Origin of the sequence: Aquabacter sp. L1I39 (assembly GCF_017742835.1) — a bacterium.
Classification (GTDB): Bacteria; Pseudomonadota; Alphaproteobacteria; order Rhizobiales; family Xanthobacteraceae; genus L1I39.
This window is the reverse complement of the sequence record NZ_CP072392.1, coordinates 5,141,290-5,160,185: the sequence shown is the minus strand read 5'-3', so window position 1 is coordinate 5,160,185 and position 18,896 is coordinate 5,141,290. Positions and strand designations below refer to the sequence as shown.

General features: G+C 66.1%; 16 protein-coding genes. 8 read left to right on the top strand and 8 right to left on the bottom strand.

Annotated elements, in window-relative coordinates; all coding sequences use genetic code 11:
- The first annotated feature begins 20 nt into the window (after positions 1-20).
- Positions 21-1,646: a glycoside hydrolase family 17 protein gene (locus J5J86_RS23265; RefSeq protein ID WP_209102553.1), complete on the top strand. Its 1,626-nt coding sequence runs from the start codon at positions 21-23 to the stop codon at positions 1,644-1,646.
- On the opposite strand, the gene J5J86_RS23260 is transcribed toward J5J86_RS23265, so the two are convergent.
- Positions 1,606-1,986 (bottom strand): hypothetical protein, encoded by a 381-nt coding sequence (locus tag J5J86_RS23260; RefSeq protein ID WP_247657791.1) that lies wholly within the window; start codon positions 1,984-1,986, stop codon positions 1,606-1,608. The two genes, J5J86_RS23265 and J5J86_RS23260, sit on opposite strands and share 41 nt — an antisense overlap.
- Before the next feature lie 180 nt (positions 1,987-2,166).
- Between J5J86_RS23260 and glmU the strand changes: the two genes are divergently transcribed.
- Positions 2,167-3,516 carry a bifunctional UDP-N-acetylglucosamine diphosphorylase/glucosamine-1-phosphate N-acetyltransferase GlmU gene (glmU, locus tag J5J86_RS23255; RefSeq protein ID WP_209102552.1) on the top strand — a complete coding sequence of 450 codons (1,350 nt, stop codon included), beginning with the start codon at positions 2,167-2,169 and terminating at the stop codon, positions 3,514-3,516.
- 137 nt (positions 3,517-3,653) lie between these two features.
- Complete coding sequence (gene glmS / locus J5J86_RS23250) at positions 3,654-5,477, top strand: glutamine--fructose-6-phosphate transaminase (isomerizing) (RefSeq protein WP_209102550.1); 1,824 nt, start codon at positions 3,654-3,656, stop codon at positions 5,475-5,477.
- A 3-nt stretch (positions 5,478-5,480) separates the two neighbouring features.
- Here the strand turns inward: glmS and J5J86_RS23245 are convergent, their stop codons facing one another.
- Positions 5,481-5,846: a YbaN family protein gene (locus J5J86_RS23245; RefSeq protein ID WP_247657789.1), complete on the bottom strand. Its 366-nt coding sequence runs from the start codon at positions 5,844-5,846 to the stop codon at positions 5,481-5,483.
- Positions 5,847-5,863: 17 nt separating this feature from the next.
- Positions 5,864-7,957 carry an ATP-dependent DNA helicase RecG gene (recG, locus tag J5J86_RS23240; protein ID WP_209105516.1) on the bottom strand — a complete coding sequence of 698 codons (2,094 nt, stop codon included), beginning with the start codon at positions 7,955-7,957 and terminating at the stop codon, positions 5,864-5,866.
- Positions 7,958-8,056: 99 nt separating this feature from the next.
- Here recG and J5J86_RS23235 point away from each other — a divergent pair, with 99 nt between their 5' ends.
- The 3 genes from J5J86_RS23235 to J5J86_RS23225 all read left to right on the top strand — a co-directional run bounded on the left by J5J86_RS23235 (position 8,057) and on the right by J5J86_RS23225 (position 11,477).
- Positions 8,057-8,713, top strand: coding sequence for a protein-L-isoaspartate(D-aspartate) O-methyltransferase (locus J5J86_RS23235; protein WP_446698642.1), 657 nt, complete (start codon positions 8,057-8,059; stop codon positions 8,711-8,713).
- A gap of 172 nt (positions 8,714-8,885) precedes the next feature.
- Positions 8,886-10,115: an alpha/beta hydrolase gene (locus J5J86_RS23230; RefSeq protein ID WP_209102548.1), complete on the top strand. Its 1,230-nt coding sequence runs from the start codon at positions 8,886-8,888 to the stop codon at positions 10,113-10,115.
- A gap of 267 nt (positions 10,116-10,382) precedes the next feature.
- Entirely contained in the window at positions 10,383-11,477 is a 1,095-nt protein-coding gene (locus J5J86_RS23225) for a M23 family metallopeptidase (RefSeq protein ID WP_247657787.1), read from the top strand.
- A 192-nt stretch (positions 11,478-11,669) separates the two neighbouring features.
- On the opposite strand, the gene rpmG is transcribed toward J5J86_RS23225, so the two are convergent.
- The 5 genes from rpmG to rnr all read right to left on the bottom strand — a co-directional run bounded on the left by rpmG (position 11,670) and on the right by rnr (position 16,634).
- The gene (rpmG, locus tag J5J86_RS23220; RefSeq protein ID WP_132033308.1) at positions 11,670-11,837 is read right to left on the bottom strand and encodes a 50S ribosomal protein L33; all 168 of its coding nucleotides are present in this window, start codon (positions 11,835-11,837) and stop codon (positions 11,670-11,672) included.
- Positions 11,838-11,958: 121 nt separating this feature from the next.
- Entirely contained in the window at positions 11,959-13,134 is a 1,176-nt protein-coding gene (locus J5J86_RS23215) for an MFS transporter (protein WP_209102546.1), read from the bottom strand.
- A 15-nt stretch (positions 13,135-13,149) separates the two neighbouring features.
- Positions 13,150-13,827, bottom strand: a complete 678-nt coding sequence (locus J5J86_RS23210) for an NUDIX hydrolase (protein WP_342449155.1) — start codon at positions 13,825-13,827, stop codon at positions 13,150-13,152.
- A gap of 53 nt (positions 13,828-13,880) precedes the next feature.
- Positions 13,881-14,312, bottom strand: a complete 432-nt coding sequence (locus tag J5J86_RS23205; RefSeq protein ID WP_209102544.1) for a DUF983 domain-containing protein — start codon at positions 14,310-14,312, stop codon at positions 13,881-13,883.
- Between the two features lie 6 nt (positions 14,313-14,318).
- On the bottom strand, positions 14,319-16,634 hold the full coding sequence (gene rnr / locus J5J86_RS23200; protein WP_209105514.1) for a ribonuclease R: 2,316 nt from the start codon (positions 16,632-16,634) through the stop codon (positions 14,319-14,321).
- Positions 16,635-17,036: 402 nt separating this feature from the next.
- Here rnr and J5J86_RS23195 point away from each other — a divergent pair, with 402 nt between their 5' ends.
- Complete coding sequence (locus J5J86_RS23195; RefSeq protein WP_209102543.1) at positions 17,037-18,524, top strand: MDR family MFS transporter; 1,488 nt, start codon at positions 17,037-17,039, stop codon at positions 18,522-18,524.
- A 106-nt stretch (positions 18,525-18,630) separates the two neighbouring features.
- A complete protein-coding gene (locus J5J86_RS23190) occupies positions 18,631-18,894 on the top strand; it encodes a hypothetical protein (protein ID WP_209102541.1) in 264 nt (87 codons plus the stop codon).
- The last annotated feature ends 2 nt before the right edge of the window (positions 18,895-18,896 follow it).

Below are 18,896 nucleotides of genomic sequence, written 5' to 3'. Positions count from 1 at the left end.
GGTGAGGAGGCGGTTCGGCCATGGCGTATTTCCTTCGGTTGCCGGCGTTTCTGTTCCTGTCTGTCGCCCTGGTCGTGGTCGCGCTCTGGGCCTGGATGGGCTGGCCGGTGGCGATGCCGCCGTCGCCGCTGGCCGCCGGGGAAAAGCTGCCCTGCGTGTCCTACGCGCCCTTCCGCGACGGACAGTCGCCCCTCGATCGCTCCACCATCATTCCAGAGGCGCAGATCGACGAGGATCTGGCGCAGCTGTCCAAGATCACCTCGTGTGTGCGCACCTATGCCGTGGAGCTGGGGCTCGACAAGGTCGCGCCGCTTGCCCGCAAGCACGGACTGAAGGTGCTTCAGGGCATTTGGCTGGGCTCGGATCAGGCCAAGAACAAGCAGGAAATCGACGCCGGCATCGCGCTCGCGCGTGCGTATCCTGATACCATATCCGCTCTGGTGGTGGGCAATGAGGTGATGCTGCGCGGCGAGCTTTCCGCCGCCGACATTTCGGCCATTCTCAAGGACGTCAAGGCCCGTGCGGGCGGCGTTGACGTGACCTATGCGGATGTGTGGGAGTTCTGGGAGCGGGCCAAGGCGCTCGCGGGAGACGTGGACTTCGTGACCGTGCACATCCTGCCCTACTGGGAGGACCTGCCCGTCTCCGCGGCCGAGGCCGGGCGCCATATCGACCATATCCGGCAACATGTGGCGGACCAGTTTCCCGGCAAGGAGATATTGATCGGTGAGACCGGCTGGCCGAGTGCGGGGCGCATGCGCGAGGGCGCGTTGCCTTCCCTTTCCGACCAGGCGCTGGTGATGCACGAGGTGGTGCGCCTGGCGAAGGAAAAGGGCTACCGCGTCAACGTAATCGAGGCCTTTGATCAGCCCTGGAAGCGGCGCAACGAGGGTACGGTGGGCGGCCATTGGGGCCTCATTGATGCTGGCAGCCGTCAGCAAAAATTCCATTGGGGCCAGCCGGTGAGCGATCATCCGCGCTGGGTGATCCAGGGGCTTGCCGGCGTGGTCCTGGCCGGTGCGGCCTTTGGCAGTGCGCTGTGGGCCGCGCGCCGCGCCGCCCGCACACCTTCGACGGGCGAATGGATCGGCGTTGCTGTTATCGCGCTCGCCGGCGGGGCGACCATTGGCGGCACCCTGTCCCATCTGCCGCTGGAAAGCCTTGGTTGGGTCGGCTGGACCCGCAATAGCGCTTTCCTGGCCCTGTCCCTCGCCGCAACGCTGGCGATCCCGGCGCTTATGGCCAGTGGTACGCGGCTCCATCCGCTCGCCTTCGCCCTCAATGGCGGGTACCGGCGCGGGGCGACCTGGGGCACGGTGGTCGGTGCAAGCCTGTTGGCCCTGACCTTGCTCGCAGTGGGCGAGACGGCGCTCGAGCTGGTGTTCGACCCGCGCTACAAGGATTTCCCCTACTTCCCCCTCACGCCGCCGGTGCTGGCGATGCTCACCTTGTGCTTCGTACGCCCCCCGGTGAGTGAAGGATCGGGAATGGCAGAGCAGATCGCGCTCTTCGGCCTCTTGGCCGCCGGCATCTATGTGCCGCTGAACGAGACGCTCCAGAACTGGCAGGCGGCCTGGTTTGGCCTCCTGTCACTGGCGCTTGCCCTTACGGTGTGGCGCGTCCGGGGCGGGCGAGGGAGAGGATAAGCAGCATTGTGGCGACCGCAGCCGCCAGGTTGTTATAGAGGACAAGACCGATGCCGCTGAAAACGAGGCCCGCAGCCAGCATGGGGACCGAGGGCCGCACCAGCTGAATCAGCGCAGCTGCCAGGGCCAACCCTCCGAACACGGACCATCCGAACAGGGCGATCACCACGGACCGCATGCGGCAAGTCATGGTCTGGAGGCCCGCCTCGCAGGCCAGGCCCACCACTGACGGCTCGATGACAAGATAGCGCACATAGAGCGCCCAGCCGGTGGCGCCCATGGTGAGGGCGATGAGCCAGTTCAGGGCCTTCGGGCCGGGGCGGAAGCTGCTCTTGTCCACGGGCTGTCTCCGATCGGAACGGCCCCTTCAATGCCACTGGCGCGGGTCCGGCGCAATTGCCGGGGCAGGGGCCGTCTTTTCGGGCGCATCCCGGCGCGGTAATAGCCAGCGGATCGCGGCCGCAGTTTTCACGGTCGCCATGGCGCGTCCCGCACGGGCGGCCTGGATCAGGGGGTGGTGATGACGCAACGCAGCCTGCTCGTGGTGATTCTGGCAGCCGGTGAAGGTACTCGCATGGCCTCGCGCCTGCCGAAGGTGCTGCACAAGATCGCCGGCCGGTCCATGCTGCATCATGTCCTGGCGGCGACGCAGGCACTCGGCGCCGACAAGGTGGCGGTGGTGGTCGGTCCCGATCGCGCGGATGTGGCGGACGAGGCGCAGCGCATTGTACCCGGAGCCCGGGTGTTCGTGCAGACAGAGCGCCTTGGCACCGCCCATGCCGTGCTCGCCGCCCGTGAGGCCCTGGCGGAGCCGGTGGACGACGTGCTCATTCTCTACGCCGATACGCCGCTGGTGCGTCCCGAGACGTTGGCAGCCCTGCGGGCGCCCTTGGCTCAAGGGGCGGCGGTGGCGGCGCTGGGCTTCCGTCCCGCAGATCCGAGCGGGTACGGTCGCCTCATCACAGATGGCGATGCGCTCATCGCCATTCGCGAGGACAAGGAGGCTAGCCCTTCTGAGCGCCTCATCGATTTCTGCAATGGTGGGCTGATGGCCCTCGCGGGCGCTCATGCCTTGCCTCTGCTGGAGGGGATCGGCAACGACAATCTCAAGGGTGAGTATTACCTCACGGACGTCGTCGAGATCGCCAACGCCCGGGGCCTGGACGCGGTGGCCACGCAGACGGTCGTCGATGACGTTGTCGGCGTGAACAGCCGCGTGCAACTGGCCGAGGCGGAGGCGATCCTGCAGAAGCGCCTGCGCCTTGCGGCCATGGCCGGCGGCGCCACGCTGGTGGCCCCGGAGACGGTCTTTTTCTGCGCCGACACGCGCCTCGGCCGAGACGTGGTTGTGGAGCCTCATGTGGTGTTCGGGCCGGGGGTCACGGTCGGCGACGACGTGACCATTCATGCCTTCTCCCATCTTGAAGGCGCGCGGCTGGAACGGGGCGTCAATATCGGCCCCTATGCCCGCCTGCGTCCTGGCTCCCACCTGGAGGAGGGCGTGCGCATCGGCAATTTCGTGGAGACCAAGGCCGCTCACCTCGAAAAGGGGGTGAAGATCAATCACCTGTCTTATGTGGGGGATGCGCATGTGGGAGCCGACAGCAATCTCGGTGCCGGGACCATCACCTGCAACTATGACGGTTACGTCAAGTCACGCACCGAGATCGGTGCCGGTGCCTTCATCGGTGTCAACACCGCGCTTGTCGCCCCCGTCACCGTTGGGGCGGGCGCTTATGTGGGGACCGGGTCTGTGATCACCGACGACGTCCCCGCCGATGCGCTCGCCCTAGCCCGCGGACGACAGGTCGTGAAGCCGGGTTGGGCGGCCGACTTCCATGCCCGCAAGAGCCGGGAGAAGGCGAAGTAAGGCTTGAGAAATTACGACAAACGAAGTGATTGATGCACTGCGTCACGGTCGTGCTAGAGCCAGTCTGAAGCCGGATGGGGTCCGCCTCGTCGGCGAGGACAAGACCATATTTCAGGGATCGACGGAGCGCGACCGGCATGTGCGGCATCGTGGGCATTCTCGGCAAGGGACCGGTGGCGGACAAGCTGGTGGAGTCGCTTCGGCGGCTTGAGTATCGCGGCTATGATTCGGCCGGAATCGCCACGCTGGAGAGCGGCCACCTCGCCATCTGCCGGGCTGAAGGCAAGCTGCGGAACCTGGAGCACAAGCTGTTCCGGCACCCACTCGCGGGCCATTCCGGCATCGGCCACACCCGCTGGGCGACCCACGGCAAGCCCTCCGAGCGCAACGCGCATCCCCACGCCGCAAAGCGGGTGGCCGTCGTGCATAACGGCATCATCGAGAATTTCCGCGAGCTCAAGCTCGAGTTGGAGGCCGCTGGGGTTCATTTCTTGTCGGACACCGATACGGAAGTGGTCGCTCACCTGGTGGATCGGGAACTGGTTGCCGGGAAGGACCCTGTGGCGGCAGTGGGTGCCGTGCTCCCTCGGCTCAAGGGCGCCTTCGCGCTCGCTTTCCTGTTCAATGGCAAGGACGACCTCCTGATCGCCGCGCGGCGCGGCTCGCCTTTGGCCATCGGCTATGGCGGCGGCGAGATGTTCCTGGGCTCCGATGCCATCGCGCTCGGGCCGTTCACCGATCTCATCACCTATCTGGAAGAAGGCGACTGGGCGGTGCTGACGCGTGAGGGCGCTGTCATCCGCAATGCCGAGGGCGAGGTGGTCCATCGCCCTTCCGTGCGGGTGCCCGCGGGCGCACTGCTGGTGGACAAGGGCAATCACCGCCATTTCATGGCAAAGGAAATCTACGAGCAGCCGGAAGTCGTGGCGCATACCTTCGCGCATTATCTGGACCTTGCCGAAGAGAAGGTCGCGCTACCTGAGCTTCCGTTTGAGCTTGCCGACATCCAGCACATTTCCATCACCGCCTGCGGCACAGCGCTCTATGCGGGCTCGGTGGCCGAATACTGGTTCGAGCGGTTCTCGCGCCTTCCGGTGAGCACGGATATCGCCTCCGAATTCCGTTATCGCGAGACGCCTCTGCCGCCCGGCGGGGTAACTGTGGTCATTTCCCAGTCCGGCGAGACCGCCGATACCCTGGCCTCGCTGCGCTATGCCAAGGAATGCGGGCAGAAGACCGTAGCGGTGGTCAATGTGCCCACGTCCACCATCGCCCGCGAGGCGGACGTGGTGCTGCCGACCCTGGCGGGACCCGAGATCGGTGTGGCCTCCACTAAGGCGTTCACCTGCCAGCTCGCCACCCTGGCGGCTCTGTCGGTCGCACTCGGTCGTGCGAAGGGACTGCTCTCGCGCGAGGACGAGCAGCGCCTGGTGCGGGCGATGATGGAAGTGCCGCGCCTCATGACCGAGGCGCTCAAGCTCAGCCCCGAGATCGAAATGCTGTCGCGGACCCTCGCAAAGGCGCGGGACGTGCTCTATCTGGGACGCGGCACCAATTATCCGCTGGCGCTCGAGGGCGCGCTGAAGCTCAAGGAAATCTCCTACATCCACGCCGAAGGCTATGCGGGCGGTGAGCTCAAGCACGGACCCATCGCCCTCATCGACGAGACCATGCCCGTGGTGGTCATCGCCCCGCACGACCGCATCTTCGAGAAGACCGTGTCGAACATGGAGGAGGTCGCCGCGCGCGGGGGGCGGATCATCCTTCTGACCGATCCGGAAGGCGCGCGCCTTGCCAATGTGAACGCGGTACAGAAACTCATCCTGCCGGAAATGCCGGCCACAGTCGCACCGCTGGTTTATGCAGTGCCGGTGCAGCTCATCGCCTATCACACGGCGGTCATCATGGGCACTGATGTGGATCAGCCCCGCAACCTTGCCAAGTCCGTCACCGTCGAGTGAATCTCATTCGTTCGGCCGGGTGATCATGAAGACCGCCAGGGCTGCGAACAGGAGACCGAGGCCGATCAGAACGGCCTCGGGTGCGCCGAAATACCACGAGCCCGTCCAGGTGCCGACAAAGCTAGTCAGGGCGAGCAGCTTGACGGGCAAGGGTATGGCGCCCGTCTCCTGCCAGCGGCGAACGCTCGGGCCGAGATAACGGTGGTTCAGCAGCCACGCCTCGAAACGGGGTGAGGAACGGGCGAAGCACCAGGCGGCAAGAATCAGGAACACGGTTCCCGGCAGCATCGGCACCACCATGCCGATGGCCCCAATGATCAGGAACAGCACGCCGACCCCGAACAGGGTCCTCTGCCATAGCACTTGCATGTGTGTCGTTTGAACCTTCATCCCGCCGAGAGCAAGCGCATCGTTGCGTTGCTGTCGTGCAGGTGGAGCAGCAGGCGCATGGGCATGGAGGCAGGGGATTCGAGCTCCGGATCCGCCTGGACCGTCTCGTGTGCCACCGCCCGCGCGGTGGCCACCAGGTCCGCATGCATCTCCAGCCGGGCGATGCCGAAGCCGGGAAAGCCGCTCTGGCGGGTGCCGAGCACATCACCCTCGCCGCGCAGGCGCAGGTCCTCCTCAGCGATGGCAAACCCGTCCTCGCTCTCGCGCAGAATGGCAAGGCGCGCCTTGGCGGTTTCGCTCAAAGGCCCGCGATAGAGTAGGAGGCAGGTGGACGCCTTGCTGCCGCGCCCCACGCGACCACGCAACTGATGCAACTGGGCAAGACCGAACCGCTCCGCATGTTCGATGACCATCAACGTGGCACTGGGCACGTTCACCCCCACCTCGACCACCGTGGTTGCCACCAGCACGCGAAGTTCGCCGCTCTGGAAGCGGGCCATGACCTTGTCCTTCTCGGCCCCGCTCATCCGGCCATGGACCAGGCCGACGGTGTCGCCGAACACCTGGCGCAGGGTTTCGGCCCGTTCGCTGGCGGCGGCGAGGTCAGAGACGTCGCTCTCCTCCACCAAAGGGCAGATCCAATAGACCTGCGCCCCTGCCCGCAGCGCGCGGCCAAGGCCGTGGACCACTTCGTCCAGGCGATCAAGCGAGACGGCGCGGGTGTCCACGGGCTGCCGCCCGGGTGGTTTCTGGCGCAGTTCGCTGTGGTCCATGTCACCAAAGAGCGTGAGAACCAGCGTGCGGGGAATTGGCGTGGCCGTCATCAGCAGCATGTCGGTGGCCGGCCCCTTGCGGGCCAGCGAGAGGCGTTGCTCCACGCCGAAGCGATGCTGCTCGTCCACGATGGCAAGCGCGAGGTCGGCGAAGACCACGTCCGGCTGGATCAAGGCGTGAGTGCCTACGACCAGATGCGTCCGCCCCTCCGCCAGATCCTTGAGAATCACCTCTCGGGCACGTCCCTTCTCGCGCCCGGTCAGAACGGCTGTGGCGAGGCCCGCAGCAGCGGCGATGGGTGCGATGGTCTCGTAATGCTGGCGGGCGAGGATTTCGGTGGGAGCCATGAGCGCGGTCTGTCGACCCGCCTCCGCGACCTCGGCCGCCGCCAGGAGGCCCACCACTGTCTTGCCGGAACCCACATCCCCCTGAAGCAGCCGCAGCATCGCCTTGTCGGAGCGGATGTCGGCGCGGATTTGCGCGAGTGCCTGGCCCTGGGCCTCGGTGAGCGCGAAAGGCAGGGCGGCGAGGATTTGGCGCGTCAGCCGCCCGTCGCCCACGCTGGACCGCCCGCCCGCCCGGCTCTGGCGGCTGCGCACCAGGGCAAGGGTGATCTGATGCGCCAGCAATTCCTGGAAAGCCAGGCGCCGCCAAGGCGCGCCGGAAGGCAGCGCATCGATGGGATTCTTTGGGTGGTGCAGGCGCGCGAGGGCGGTCGCGAAGTCCGGCCAGCCCTGCGCTGCGACGAGCGCGGCGGGGAGCAGTTCCGGCAGAGCGGGGATGCGGGCCAGGGCGCCGTCCAGCGCACGGCGCACATAGCCGCCCGCGAGCCCCTCCACCAATGGATAGACCGGTTCGATCGCCGGCAGCTTCGCGAAGCCCGCTTCGTCCAAGATGCGGTCGGGATGGGCCATCTGGCGCATTCCGTCGAACAGCGAAATCCGCCCGCAGAGCCAGCGCGTTGCCCCGAGCGGCAACAGGCGCTCGATGCGGCCGGCCTCGACGTTGAAATGCACCACCGTGAGGTCACCGGTCTGGTCCGCCACCAGGGTGCGATGGGGCGCGCGCCGACCTGGGGCCGGGGGATAATGGGCTTCCACCGTCACCTTCAGCGTCACGTCGGTCTCTGGAATTGCATCGGCAATGGTCGGGCGGGCACGACGGTCGACGAAGCTCGACGGCATATGGAAGAGGAGATCGAGCACCCGCGGAGCGTCCCTGTTCAGCAGGCGGGCAAACGGGCGCTCTAGCTTCGGACCAATGCCCTTGAGGGCGGTGATCGGCGCGAACAGGGGGTCGAGAAGGGTGGGGCGCATGGCGGGGAAGGTGACCGAGCGCCTTTCCCTGCGCAAGGGGCAGGCGCCGGCGACGGCTGCGTCGAAATCCTGCTAGGCTTGCGCCTGCAAGGAGTGGGCATGATGACGGATTCCGAGGCCGAGAAGAGGGAGCGCGCGGCCTTCGTGCTCGGCCTGCGTCATCGCGGGGTGCAGAGCGTCATGGTGCTGCGCGCCATGGAGCTGGTGCCGCGCGCGCTATTCGTGGACCCGGCCTTGCGACCGCTTGCCTATCTCGATGTGGCACTCCCCATTGCCTGCGGCCAGACCATGTCCCAGCCCACGGTGGTGGCGACCATGACCGAGGCGCTCAGCGTGAATGCTGCCCATCGGGTCTTGGAGGTGGGAACAGGCTCCGGCTATCACGCTGCCGTTCTGTCCCAGCTTGCCTCCGAAGTGGTTACACTTGATCGCTATTGCGGCCTGGTGGTGGAGGCGCAGGTGCGTTTCGGCGTGCTCTCTCTCCACAACGTGTCCGCCTTTCATGCCGATGGGCGATCCGGGCTTGCGGTGCGTGCCCCCTATGATCGCATCCTGGTGACGGCCTCCGTGCGGGCGGTTCCGGAAGGCCTCGTGGCGCAATTGCGGCCCGAGGGCGTGCTGGTCGCCCCCATCGGCGATGCGGACGGTATCCAGACGCTCATGCGCTTTGTGAAGACCCCCTCGGGCCTGTCCGGCACCGCCTTGATGCCGGTGCGGTTTGCACCGCTCACGCCCGGGCTCGCCGGGATTCTCTAGCCTTGCCCCTGGGTGACGAGGCGCGGGCGAGGATGGCCTTATGCATTGAAACCGCGAGCGGGCTTCGCTATCGAACCTTCGGGGGTGCGCCCGGCTGGTCCGGGCGGTGCTGTCGGAGCGTTATGCCTTGAAATGCTGCACCGGCCCTCGGGCTTATCGCGCTCTTGCGTTGATGCTGTTGCCCCTGTTCCTCGCCGCCTGCGGCGGGAGGCCGCCTGGCGTGCTGGTCCCGGTGGAGGCCACGGTCCCGGGCGCCAGCACCGTCGAAATGATTGTTGCCACCACCCGCGCCCGCTCCAAGGGGCTGGACATGTATTCGGGAGAGCGGGGCACCGATCCCTCTTTTGCCGAGATCACAGTTTCCATTCCCCCCGACAGCGCCCGCAAGATCGGCGACGTCCAATGGCCGAAATCGGTGCCCGGCAATCCGGCAACCGATTTCGTCACCTTGCGGGCTGACGTGGTGGATAGCAAGGTTGCGCGGCAGTGGTTTGACCGCCGGATCGCGCGGACGCCCCGCCGGCAGGTCCTGGTCTTCATCCACGGCTACAATAATCGCTTCGAGGATGCGGTCTTCCGCTTCGCTCAGATCGTCCACGATTCCCGTGCCGACGTGGTGCCCGTGCTCTTCACCTGGCCGTCCCGCGGAAATCTCCTCGCTTATGGCTATGACCGGGAAAGCGCCAGCTATTCCCGCGATGCCCTGGAAAAGCTGCTCACCCTCCTCGCCACGGACCCGAATGTGGGGGAAATCTCCATCCTCGCCCATTCCATGGGCAATTGGGTGACGCTGGAGTCACTGCGCCAGATGGCCATCCGCAACAAGCGAGTCTACCCCAAGATCAAAAATGTGATGCTCGCCGCGCCGGATGTGGACGTGGACATTTTCCGCACCCAACTCGCCGATCTCGGGCGCCCGCGTCCAAACCTGACGATCTTCGTCTCGCAGGATGACCGCGCGCTGCAAGTGTCCAAGCAGGTCTGGGGCGGGGTCGCCCGGCTCGGGCAAGTGGATCCGGAGAGCGAGCCCTACCGTTCGGAATTCATCACCAACAAGATTACCGTCCTGGACCTGACCAAGCTGAACACCGGTGACCAGCTCAATCACGGCAAGTTCGCCGAAAGCCCGGACGTGGTGCAGATGATCGGCGCGCGCCTCGCGCAGGGGCAGGTCATGACCGATGGGCGCGAGGGCATAGGCGACCGCATCATTCAGGTGACGGCGGGAGCGGCCTCCAGCATCGGAACGGCCGCTGGCGTCGTCATTTCCGCGCCGGTGGCAGTGTTCGACCCGGCGACCCGCGACAATCTTGGGGCGCAAGTGGAGCATTTGGGCACCAGCGTCAGCAGCACCGCGCGCTCCACCGGAGAGCTCGTCACGACGCCTCCCGCCCTTCAATAGGACGGGCCATCTGTTGCGTCGCTGCAACAGATGTGGGGAAAAGCCACAATGCCGCTGCGTTTAAGCGCCCGTTTACGGTTGGCATCCTTAACTCGCTCCACGTTCGTAGCGTGCGAGTACGGCCACATGCTTTCTTCCTGCAAGACTCTCGGATCCAGCGTCCTGGCAAAGCTTGCCTTTGCCGCAATGCTGTCAACTGCGCTTGCGGCCTGCAGCTCCGACTCTGCCCGCTTCGCCTCTCTCTCATCTCCCGTTGCGGGTCAGCAGGTGGCTTCCCAAGAGGTGACCGGCTCGCTCGGCGCAGCTCCTACTGGCCGCGTGGATTCCGCTCCCATCGGTGGCGAACCGCTGGGTGTGGCGGCGGGCGCGCCGCCCACCGCCTATGCCGCCCCGACAGCGCCGGCAGCCCAGCCGCTTTCGGGCACCGCTGCCTACAATACCGCGCCGCCCTATGGCTCCACCTCGGTGCCTCGTCAGCCTGCCGGTGCGACCCATGTGGTTGTGGGTGGCGAGACTTTGACCTCCATCGCGCGCAGCTACAACACCACGCCGGCCCATCTGGCGAGCGTCAACGGCATTTCGCAGGATGCGATGCTGCGCGTGGGCCAGACCCTGATCGTGCCGCCGGGTGCGTCCGGCAATCTGGCTCAGATCCGCCCGGCGCCCACTCCGGCTAAGCCCTCCGTTGTGACTGCGCCCGCGCCGGTGGCCGCGTCCCAACCTGCGCCTGCCATTCCTGCGCAAACGCCGACGCTTCAGGCCGCGCCCACGCTGGCGTCCACGCTTCAGCCGGCTAAGCCCGCCACAAAGCCTGGTTCGGTTCCCGCAGCCTCGGCTACGCCGGCTCCCGCAGCGGCGGCCGCGCCCACATCCATCGCAGCGGCCACCGCTCCTGCCGCTCCCGCTAAGTCGACGACGGCCACCGCCACCAAGACCGCCGCCGCCGAAGAGGCAGAGGACGCTCCCCGTGCGCCCGGCTCGGGACCGCAGTTCCGCGCCCCCGTCCGTGGTCGCGTCATCTCGGGCTTCGGGCCGAAGCCGGGCGGTGCCCGCAACGATGGCGTGAACTTCGCCGTGCCGGAAGGCACCGCTGTGCGCGCTGCCGAGGACGGTACTGTCGCCTATGCCGGCAACGAGCTGAAGGGTTACGGCAATCTGGTGCTGATCAAGCACGCCGACGGCTATGTCACCGCCTATGCCCATAACAGCGAGCTGATGGTGAAGAAGGGCGACACCATTCGCCGGGGCCAGATCATCGCCAAGGCGGGGCAGACGGGTGGGGTGACCACGCCGCAACTGCACTTCGAGATTCGCAAGGGTTCCCAGCCGGTGGATCCCAGCCAGTATGTGGCTGGCCTCTGAGCAGAGGCCGGAAGCTCGCTTCTTCCTTTCAGGTAATCAGATGCGGCCGGGCTTTGTCCCGGCCGTACTTTTTTGCGGCACAAGGATGCTTTTGGACGCGGATAAGGCGTGACGGCCGGTCAAACAAAAAGGGCGCCCCGAGGGCGCCCTAAAATCGTGCTTCGGGTGCAGCCTATATGAGGCCGCTCCAGATCACTTGATCTTGGTTTCCCGGAACTCGACGTGCTTCTTGGCGACCGGGTCGTACTTCTTCAACACCAGCTTATCGGTCTTGGTGCGAGAATTCTTCTTGGTCACATAGAACACGCCCGTGTCCGCGCTGGACAGAAGCTTGATCTTGATGGTTGCAGCCTTGGCCATGATCTAATCCCTGATGCCGCTCTGGCGCGCGAGCCGGTTATGGTCGCGGCAATACAAAATCGGACGCGCTGCCCTTGCGGCGGCTCGTGGTGGCGGAAATTCGTTCAAAACGGCCGGCATGTCAAGCCTTCGAGGCGCCCATGAACATGAGCCTGCCGGCCACCACGGCCACATAGACCCCGAGCATCCCCGCGATCACCAAGGCGAAGCCGTAGGGATCGTAGAGGTCCATGCCAAAGCCGACCAAAGGCGGACCGATGATGAGGCCGATGGAATAAAGCATCACGAACGCCGCGTTCGCCGCAGCAAGGTCGGCGCCGTGGAAGCGAGAGCCCAGATGGGCAAGGCCCACCGTATAGAGGCTGCCGACAATGCCGGTGACGAGGAAGATGGCGATCTTAAAGGGCACCCCATCCACCGGCATGTGTGGCAGGGTGAGCGCGCCAATGGTGCCGACGCTGGCGCAGAAAAGCAGGAGCAGGCGGCGATCGATTCGGTCGCTCACGATGCCCAGCGGAATCTGGAACGCCACATTGCCCAGCACCGCGATGGTCAGCAGCAAGGAGGCCTGTGCGTCGGACATGCCAAGCCGCACGCCATAGAGGGGCAGGAAGCTCATGACCGCCGTCTCGATGGCGCCGAAGATCAGCGCCGCCAGGGTCGCGATGGGTGAGCGGCGCACGAAGCCGAGCACGCCGTGATGGTCTCCATCGCCGATCACGGGCGTCATGCCGCGCGCAAGGAGGATAGGCACCACCCCCAGCGACAGCACACAGGCACCGGCAAGATAGGGTGCCCAGCCCTTCGTCCCGAGCAGGCCGAGAATCGCTGGGCCGATGGCCGCGCCGACGGAAAGGGCGGTGGCGTAGATGCCCATCACCAGCCCGCGCCGTCCTGGCGGAGCCACGGCATTGATCCAGAATTCGCTCACCGCAAACAGCACGCACAGGGATGCGCCGAGGGCGAACCGCAGCGGGAACCACAGGATGAAGGGGGACGCCAGCTTGAATGCCGGCAGGCTGAGCGCAGTGACGAGGATCGCCAGCGTCAACAGCCAGCGACAGCCCAGCTTGCGCACAAGTTGAGGAATGAAGGGAGCCGTCGCGATTGTCGCGATGCCGGCGACGGCCGTGTTGATCCCGATCCATGTCCCGGAGATGCCGCGCGATTCCAGTTCGAGCGCGAGAAGGGGAATAGACAGGCTTATGCCGACGCCCACCACCGACACGGCGGAAATGGCAGCGGCAATGGAAGCGGTGCGGTTCGCCTGGGTCGGCGGCCGCGCAGGGGCATGCATGAAAAGGGGCCTCGTCTAGTCCAGCAGTGCGCGCACGAACTTTCCGTGGTGCATGCTGTAGAACGGCACGGGCAGATGGCGGCCGAAGCCCGCATCCAGCCGCGCGCGCAATTCATCGAGAATGACGCGCGTGATGGTCGGCAGTTCCGCGGCTTCCGTCTCCTTGAAGGTGAGCCAGCGGGTCTCGATAAGCTCGGATTGCGGCCCAACCATGCCGTCCACCTGTCCGCCCACCGCGCTGACATCCGCCGCGAAGAAGCGGGTATCGAAGCGCTTCGGGCGCCGCGGGGGTGTGATGGCGCGAAGCACGAAGGTCAGTTCCTCGAGATTGGGGAACACTTCGTGCTCCGAAAACGCCTTCCATGCATCGGAAGGGGCCTCGGGCGCGCCAGCCTCCTTGGTTCCCACAAGGAGGCCCGTCTCTTCGTACATTTCGCGAACGGCCGCCACCGCCAGCGCGCGCGGACGGCTCACGCTCGCCCGCGACACGGATTGCCCCAGCCGCCGGTCGCTGTCGGCGTCCAGCATGCCGAACACCGGCATGGAGCGGTCGGTCGCTTCCACCCGTCCGCCAGGAAAGACGAACACATTCGGCATGAAGCGATGACCGGGATGACGCAGGCCCATCAGGACCTTCGGTTCGCGGCCGGACCGATCTAGGAGGATCAGCGCCGCAGCATCGGACGGGCGCACGTTTGGCCAGTCCTGTTTCCGTTCAGCGGCGGTAAGGCGTTGGGCGAGATCGGTCATTGTGCGTTCGGCCGTGCTGCCGGCGTGACCGGCTCGTGTTCGGGGCTGAGGGGATCGAAACCGTGCATGCGCAGCGCCCACTGAAGGGCGACGAGCGCGCCCTTTATGGGCGGCAGAAGCGCAAGGCTCAAGAGCAGTGTGAGGGGGAGGAAAATGACCAGGTGCAGCCACACGGCCGGGCGGAAGATCTCCTCCACCAGAACAAGCAGCGGCACCACAATGTGGCCGACCGCGAAGATGACCATGTAAGGCGGCGCGTCATCGGCGCGGTGGTGGTAATAGGCCTCGCCGCAGACTGAACAATGGTCCGCCACTTTCAGATAGCCGTTGAAAAGCCGTCCGGAGCCACAGCACGGGCAGCGTCCCATGGCGCCCCGCGCCATGGCATTGCCCCACGCGCGGGGAGCAGGCTCTTGCTCGCCATCCATCACCTGTCAGCTTCCCTTTCCGCTCGTCCGCCTTTTGGGTCCCCCTCGCGCCGTGCGCGAGCGAAGCGGACCCTTCCGGTCGGGCGCATCTCCATCCCCCGCGGGCGGGTGATTGGAGGGCGGTCCCATCTTCCGCTTCCCGAAGGGCGGGGGCCGCCGACGCGCGCCCTTTACATAGGAGCCTTCGGTCAGAAGCTCAAATCGCAAAGCGCCGGCCACAGGCGCGGCTTCCACCAGCTTGACGTCCACCCGGTCGCCGATCCGATGCATCTCGCCGGTGCGGTCGCCCACCAGGGCCTGGCGGGCCTCGTCGAAACGGTAATAGTCCATGCCGAGCGTCGAGGCGGGAATGAAGCCGTCGGCGCCGGTCTCGTCCAGCGCAACGAAGAGGCCGGCCTTGGTGGCCCCTGTGACGCGGCCTCGGAACGTGGCGCCGATCTGGTCCGCAAGATGGTGGGCGATGAGCCGGTCCACCGTCTCCCGCTCGGCGGCCATGGCGCGGCGTTCGGTGGCGGAAATGGTGGTGGCGATCTCCGCAAGGTGGTCGGGCGTCGTGCTCTCCGGAAGCCCATCGCGTCCGGCATCGTGGGCCCGCACCAAAGCACGGTGAACGATGAGATCGGCATAGCGGCGGATGGGAGAGGTGAAATGGGCGTAGCGGCGCAGGTTGAGGCCGAAATGCCCGTAATTCTCCGAGGCATATTCAGCTTGCGACTGGCTGCGCAGAATCACCTGGTTCACCAGCGGGGCCACATCCGTGCCCGTCACCTGCGCGAGGATGCGATTGAAGGTGGACGGCCGCACCTGGTCCGCCTTCGGCAGCTTGATGTCGAGTGTGGCGAGGAAGTCGCGCAGGTTTGCGATCTTTTCCAGGGTCGGGCCGTCATGCACCCGGTAGATCAGGGGCGTGCGCTTGGCTTCCAGCGTCTCGGCGGCGGCGACGTTGGCGAGGATCATGAATTCCTCGATCAGCCGGTGGGCGTCGAGGCGCTCGGGCACGATCACCTTGTCCACGGTGCCGTCCGGCTTCAGCAGGATTTTGCGCTCCGGCAGGTCCAGTTCCAACGGCTGGCGGGCATCGCGCGCCTTCTTCACGCAGGCATAGGCCGCGTAAAGGGGCCTCAGAACGCGCTCCAGCAGCGGGCCGGTGGTGTCGTCCGGCACCCCGTCCATGGCCGCCTGGGCCTGCGCATAAGCCAGCTTTGCGGCCGAGCGCATGAGGATGCGGTGGAATGTATGGTTCTTTTTGCGCCCGTCCGATGCGATGACCATGCGCACGGCGAGGGCTGGGCGATCCTCCAGAGGGCGCAGGGAGCACAAATCGTTGGAGATGCGCTCCGGCAGCATGGGCACGACGCGGTCGGGGAAATAGACCGAATTGCCCCGCACCAGCGCCTCGCGATCCAGCGCAGTATCTGGCCGCACATAGGCGGCCACGTCGGCGATCGCGACGGTGACGATGAAGCCGCCTTCATTGTCCGGATCAGGGTCCGGCTCGGCGTGGACCGCGTCGTCATGGTCCTTCGCGTCGGCCGGGTCGATGGTGAGGAGGGGGAGGCTCCGCCAATCCTCCCGTCCGGCGAGACTGGCTGGCTTGGCCGCTTCCGCTTCCGCCATCACGGAGGTCGGGAACACGTGGGGAATGCCATGGGCGTGGATCGCCACCAGCGACACGGCCTTCTCGGAGGCCAACGATCCCAGGCACTCCTTCACCCGCGCGGTGGGCAGGCCGAAAACCCGCTGGCGCATCACCTCGACGGTGACGAGGTCGCCGTCCTTGGCGTCATTCTCCGCGCCTGGTGGCACCTGAAGCTCGCGACCAAGATTTTTCTTATCGACAGGAATGATCCGCCCGCCGCCCTGCGGTGCTGCGCGGAAGATGCCCAGCGTCTGCTTGCGCGCCTTTTCCTGCACCTTGATGACGCGGCCCGCATACAGCCCTTCGTCCGACTGGTGGGCGGAAATGCGCAGCAGCACGCGGTCCTGGAGGCCGGGGGCGGGGCCGCGCGCGCGGCGGGGCACCTCCACCAGGATGCGGGGCGGCTCACCGTGCTCCTCGTCCCATTCCACCGGCACGGCCACCAGTTCGCCGTCCCCATCGCGGGAGGTGATGTCCGCCAGTACCACACCGGGAAGCGCCCCGGGCACATGCATGCGCCGGCGGCGCCGGTCCAGCGCGCCTTCCGTCTCCAGGTCCAGCAGCATGTCCTTCAGCGCCACCTTCTGGTCGGCATCGAGGCCGAAGGCGCGGGCGATCTCCCGCTTGCCCACTTCGCCCGCCTGGGAGGCGATGAAGGACAGCACTTCCGCCTTGGTGGGCATGGTGCCCTTCTCACGGTTGGCGAACAGGGTGTCCGCCGCCTCCTGCGCCGCGTTCGCCGCCCGGGAGGCGCGGCGTGCCGCGCGGTTCTTCCCGCGCACGGGCGCACCCGCCTTCGAGCTGGTCTTGCGCGCCTTGGGCGCGCGGCCGGGGGGTGTCGAGCGTTTGGCCAAGCTTAACCTTCCATTAATTTCTGCACGCTAGCCGACCCGAGCCACCGCGGCCAGCCCGCCTTTCATGCGCATGCGCTGGGCGCCGGGCTGGCGTGGCTCATATGCCGCACGCTGCCTTGAAGTGGCCTGCCGCTGGGGCCAAAGTGCCTGCGCTTCGTTGCTGGAGGCATTGCCCGGCAGCCTCTTCCCGTTTCCGGGTCTTCGCCCGCCTGTTTTCCGCGAGTTGCCCCCATGGATGCCTCTGTCCGCCCCGAGGAAGCCCCGCCTGTGCTGGGCCACGCGGAGATTCGCAGCATCATCTTCGGCATCATGCTGGCCATGCTGCTGGCCGCCTTGGACCAGACCATCGTCGCCACCGCGCTCCCCACCATCGGCGCGGATCTCAACGATTTTACCAATCTGTCCTGGGTGGTGACCGCCTATCTGCTGGCGTCCACCGCGGTGACGCCCCTCTACGGCAAGCTCAGCGACATTCATGGGCGTGGCGTCATGATGACCGGCGCCATCATCATGTTCACGCTGGGCTCCATCGCCTGCGCGCTCGCGCCCAGCATGCTCGTGCTGATCCTGGCGCGTGGCCTCCAGGGATTGGGGGGAGGTGGGCTCATTTCCCTGGCGCAGACCATCATCGCGGACATCATCCCGCCGCGCGAGCGCGGTCGCTATCAGGCGCAGATCGCGAGCGTGTTCGCCGCGAGCTCCATCGCCGGACCCGTGCTCGGCGGAGTGATGGCTCAGCATCTCGACTGGTCCATGATCTTCTGGATCAACCTGCCGCTCGGGCTCGGTGCCTTCCTGATGATCCGCAAGATCATGGGGCGCCTGCCCCGGCACGAGCGCCCCCACAAGCTGGACTTGCCCGGCGCGCTCCTGCTCATCGTTTCAGCCGTCTGCCTCATGCTGGCGCTCTCTTGGGGCGGCGTCTCCTATCCCTGGGCCAGCATTGAGGTGATCGGCCTCCTGGTGATTGCCGGCATAGGAAGTGTGGTCTTCGTCTGGCGCATGCGCACCACCAGCGAGCCGTTCCTTCCCCTCGACATGATGTCGAACCAAGTGGTGGCAACAGGGATCGCGGCCGCCTTCTTCATGTACGGGCTGATGATCGCCCTTACCATTGTCACGCCTCTCTATTTCGAGTCCTCCTGGCATCTGTCCTCCAGCGCGGCGGGCCTTGCTCTCATTCCCCAGATGGCGGGCACGGTGGCGGGCGCCATCTCGTCGGGCCGTGCCATGGCCCGGCTGAAGAACTACAAGCTGCCCGCCCTGGTTGGCTCGGTGGCGAGCACCATCTGCCTTGCCGTCATGGCCACCTTGCCGGCAGGAGGGTCACAAGGGCTTCAGATCGGCCTGCTCACCATTGCGTCCATTGGCATGGGTACGGTGTTCCCCCTGTCCACGGTGGCGATCCAAAATGCCGTTCCTCCCCATCAGCTTGGTACAGTGACGGGCGCCGCGAACTTCTTCCGCGCCTTGGGCGGCGCTCTGTTCGTGTCGGTCCTGGGGGCCGTGCTGCTCGGCACAATTGGCAGCGGCGAGGCAGGCGATATGAGCGCCCTGACCGCAAATGCGGCACCGGCGCTCCTTCTCTACGCCTTCCACCTGGTGTTCGGTACGGCGGCCGCTGTTTCGCTGCTGGGGACCCTCTGTGTCTTTGCCATGCGCCAGCTGCCGCTGCGGGCGAGTGTGCAGCACAATGCGGAGCTCTCCCTCGTCGAATAGCTGTGCGGCTGGCCGCTCGAGGATCGATGCGACGCCCCTGTCGCTCAGGTCGGCTTTGAGGTATTTTTTTGCCTCTCTCTCACCCACTGCCACGGGAGAAGGCGACATGGTCCGCGCAATCATCTGGCTGACGGCATGTATTATCGGGGCGCCGGGAATAGCTGCGGCGCAAACAAAGCAGGACACCAAGCCAGCGAGCTGGACCTGCAGTGCATCTGGACTGCAGGCGAGCGAATACAAAGGCGGGGATGCCGCTTATATCCATCTCGTGGGCTATAGCAGTGGCAATTACTATCCGGTGGAGAAGAAGGGGAATGTGGTAACCGGTGTGACGTCCAACGGTACCAAGTTCACCTGCCGGTCGTCCTGACC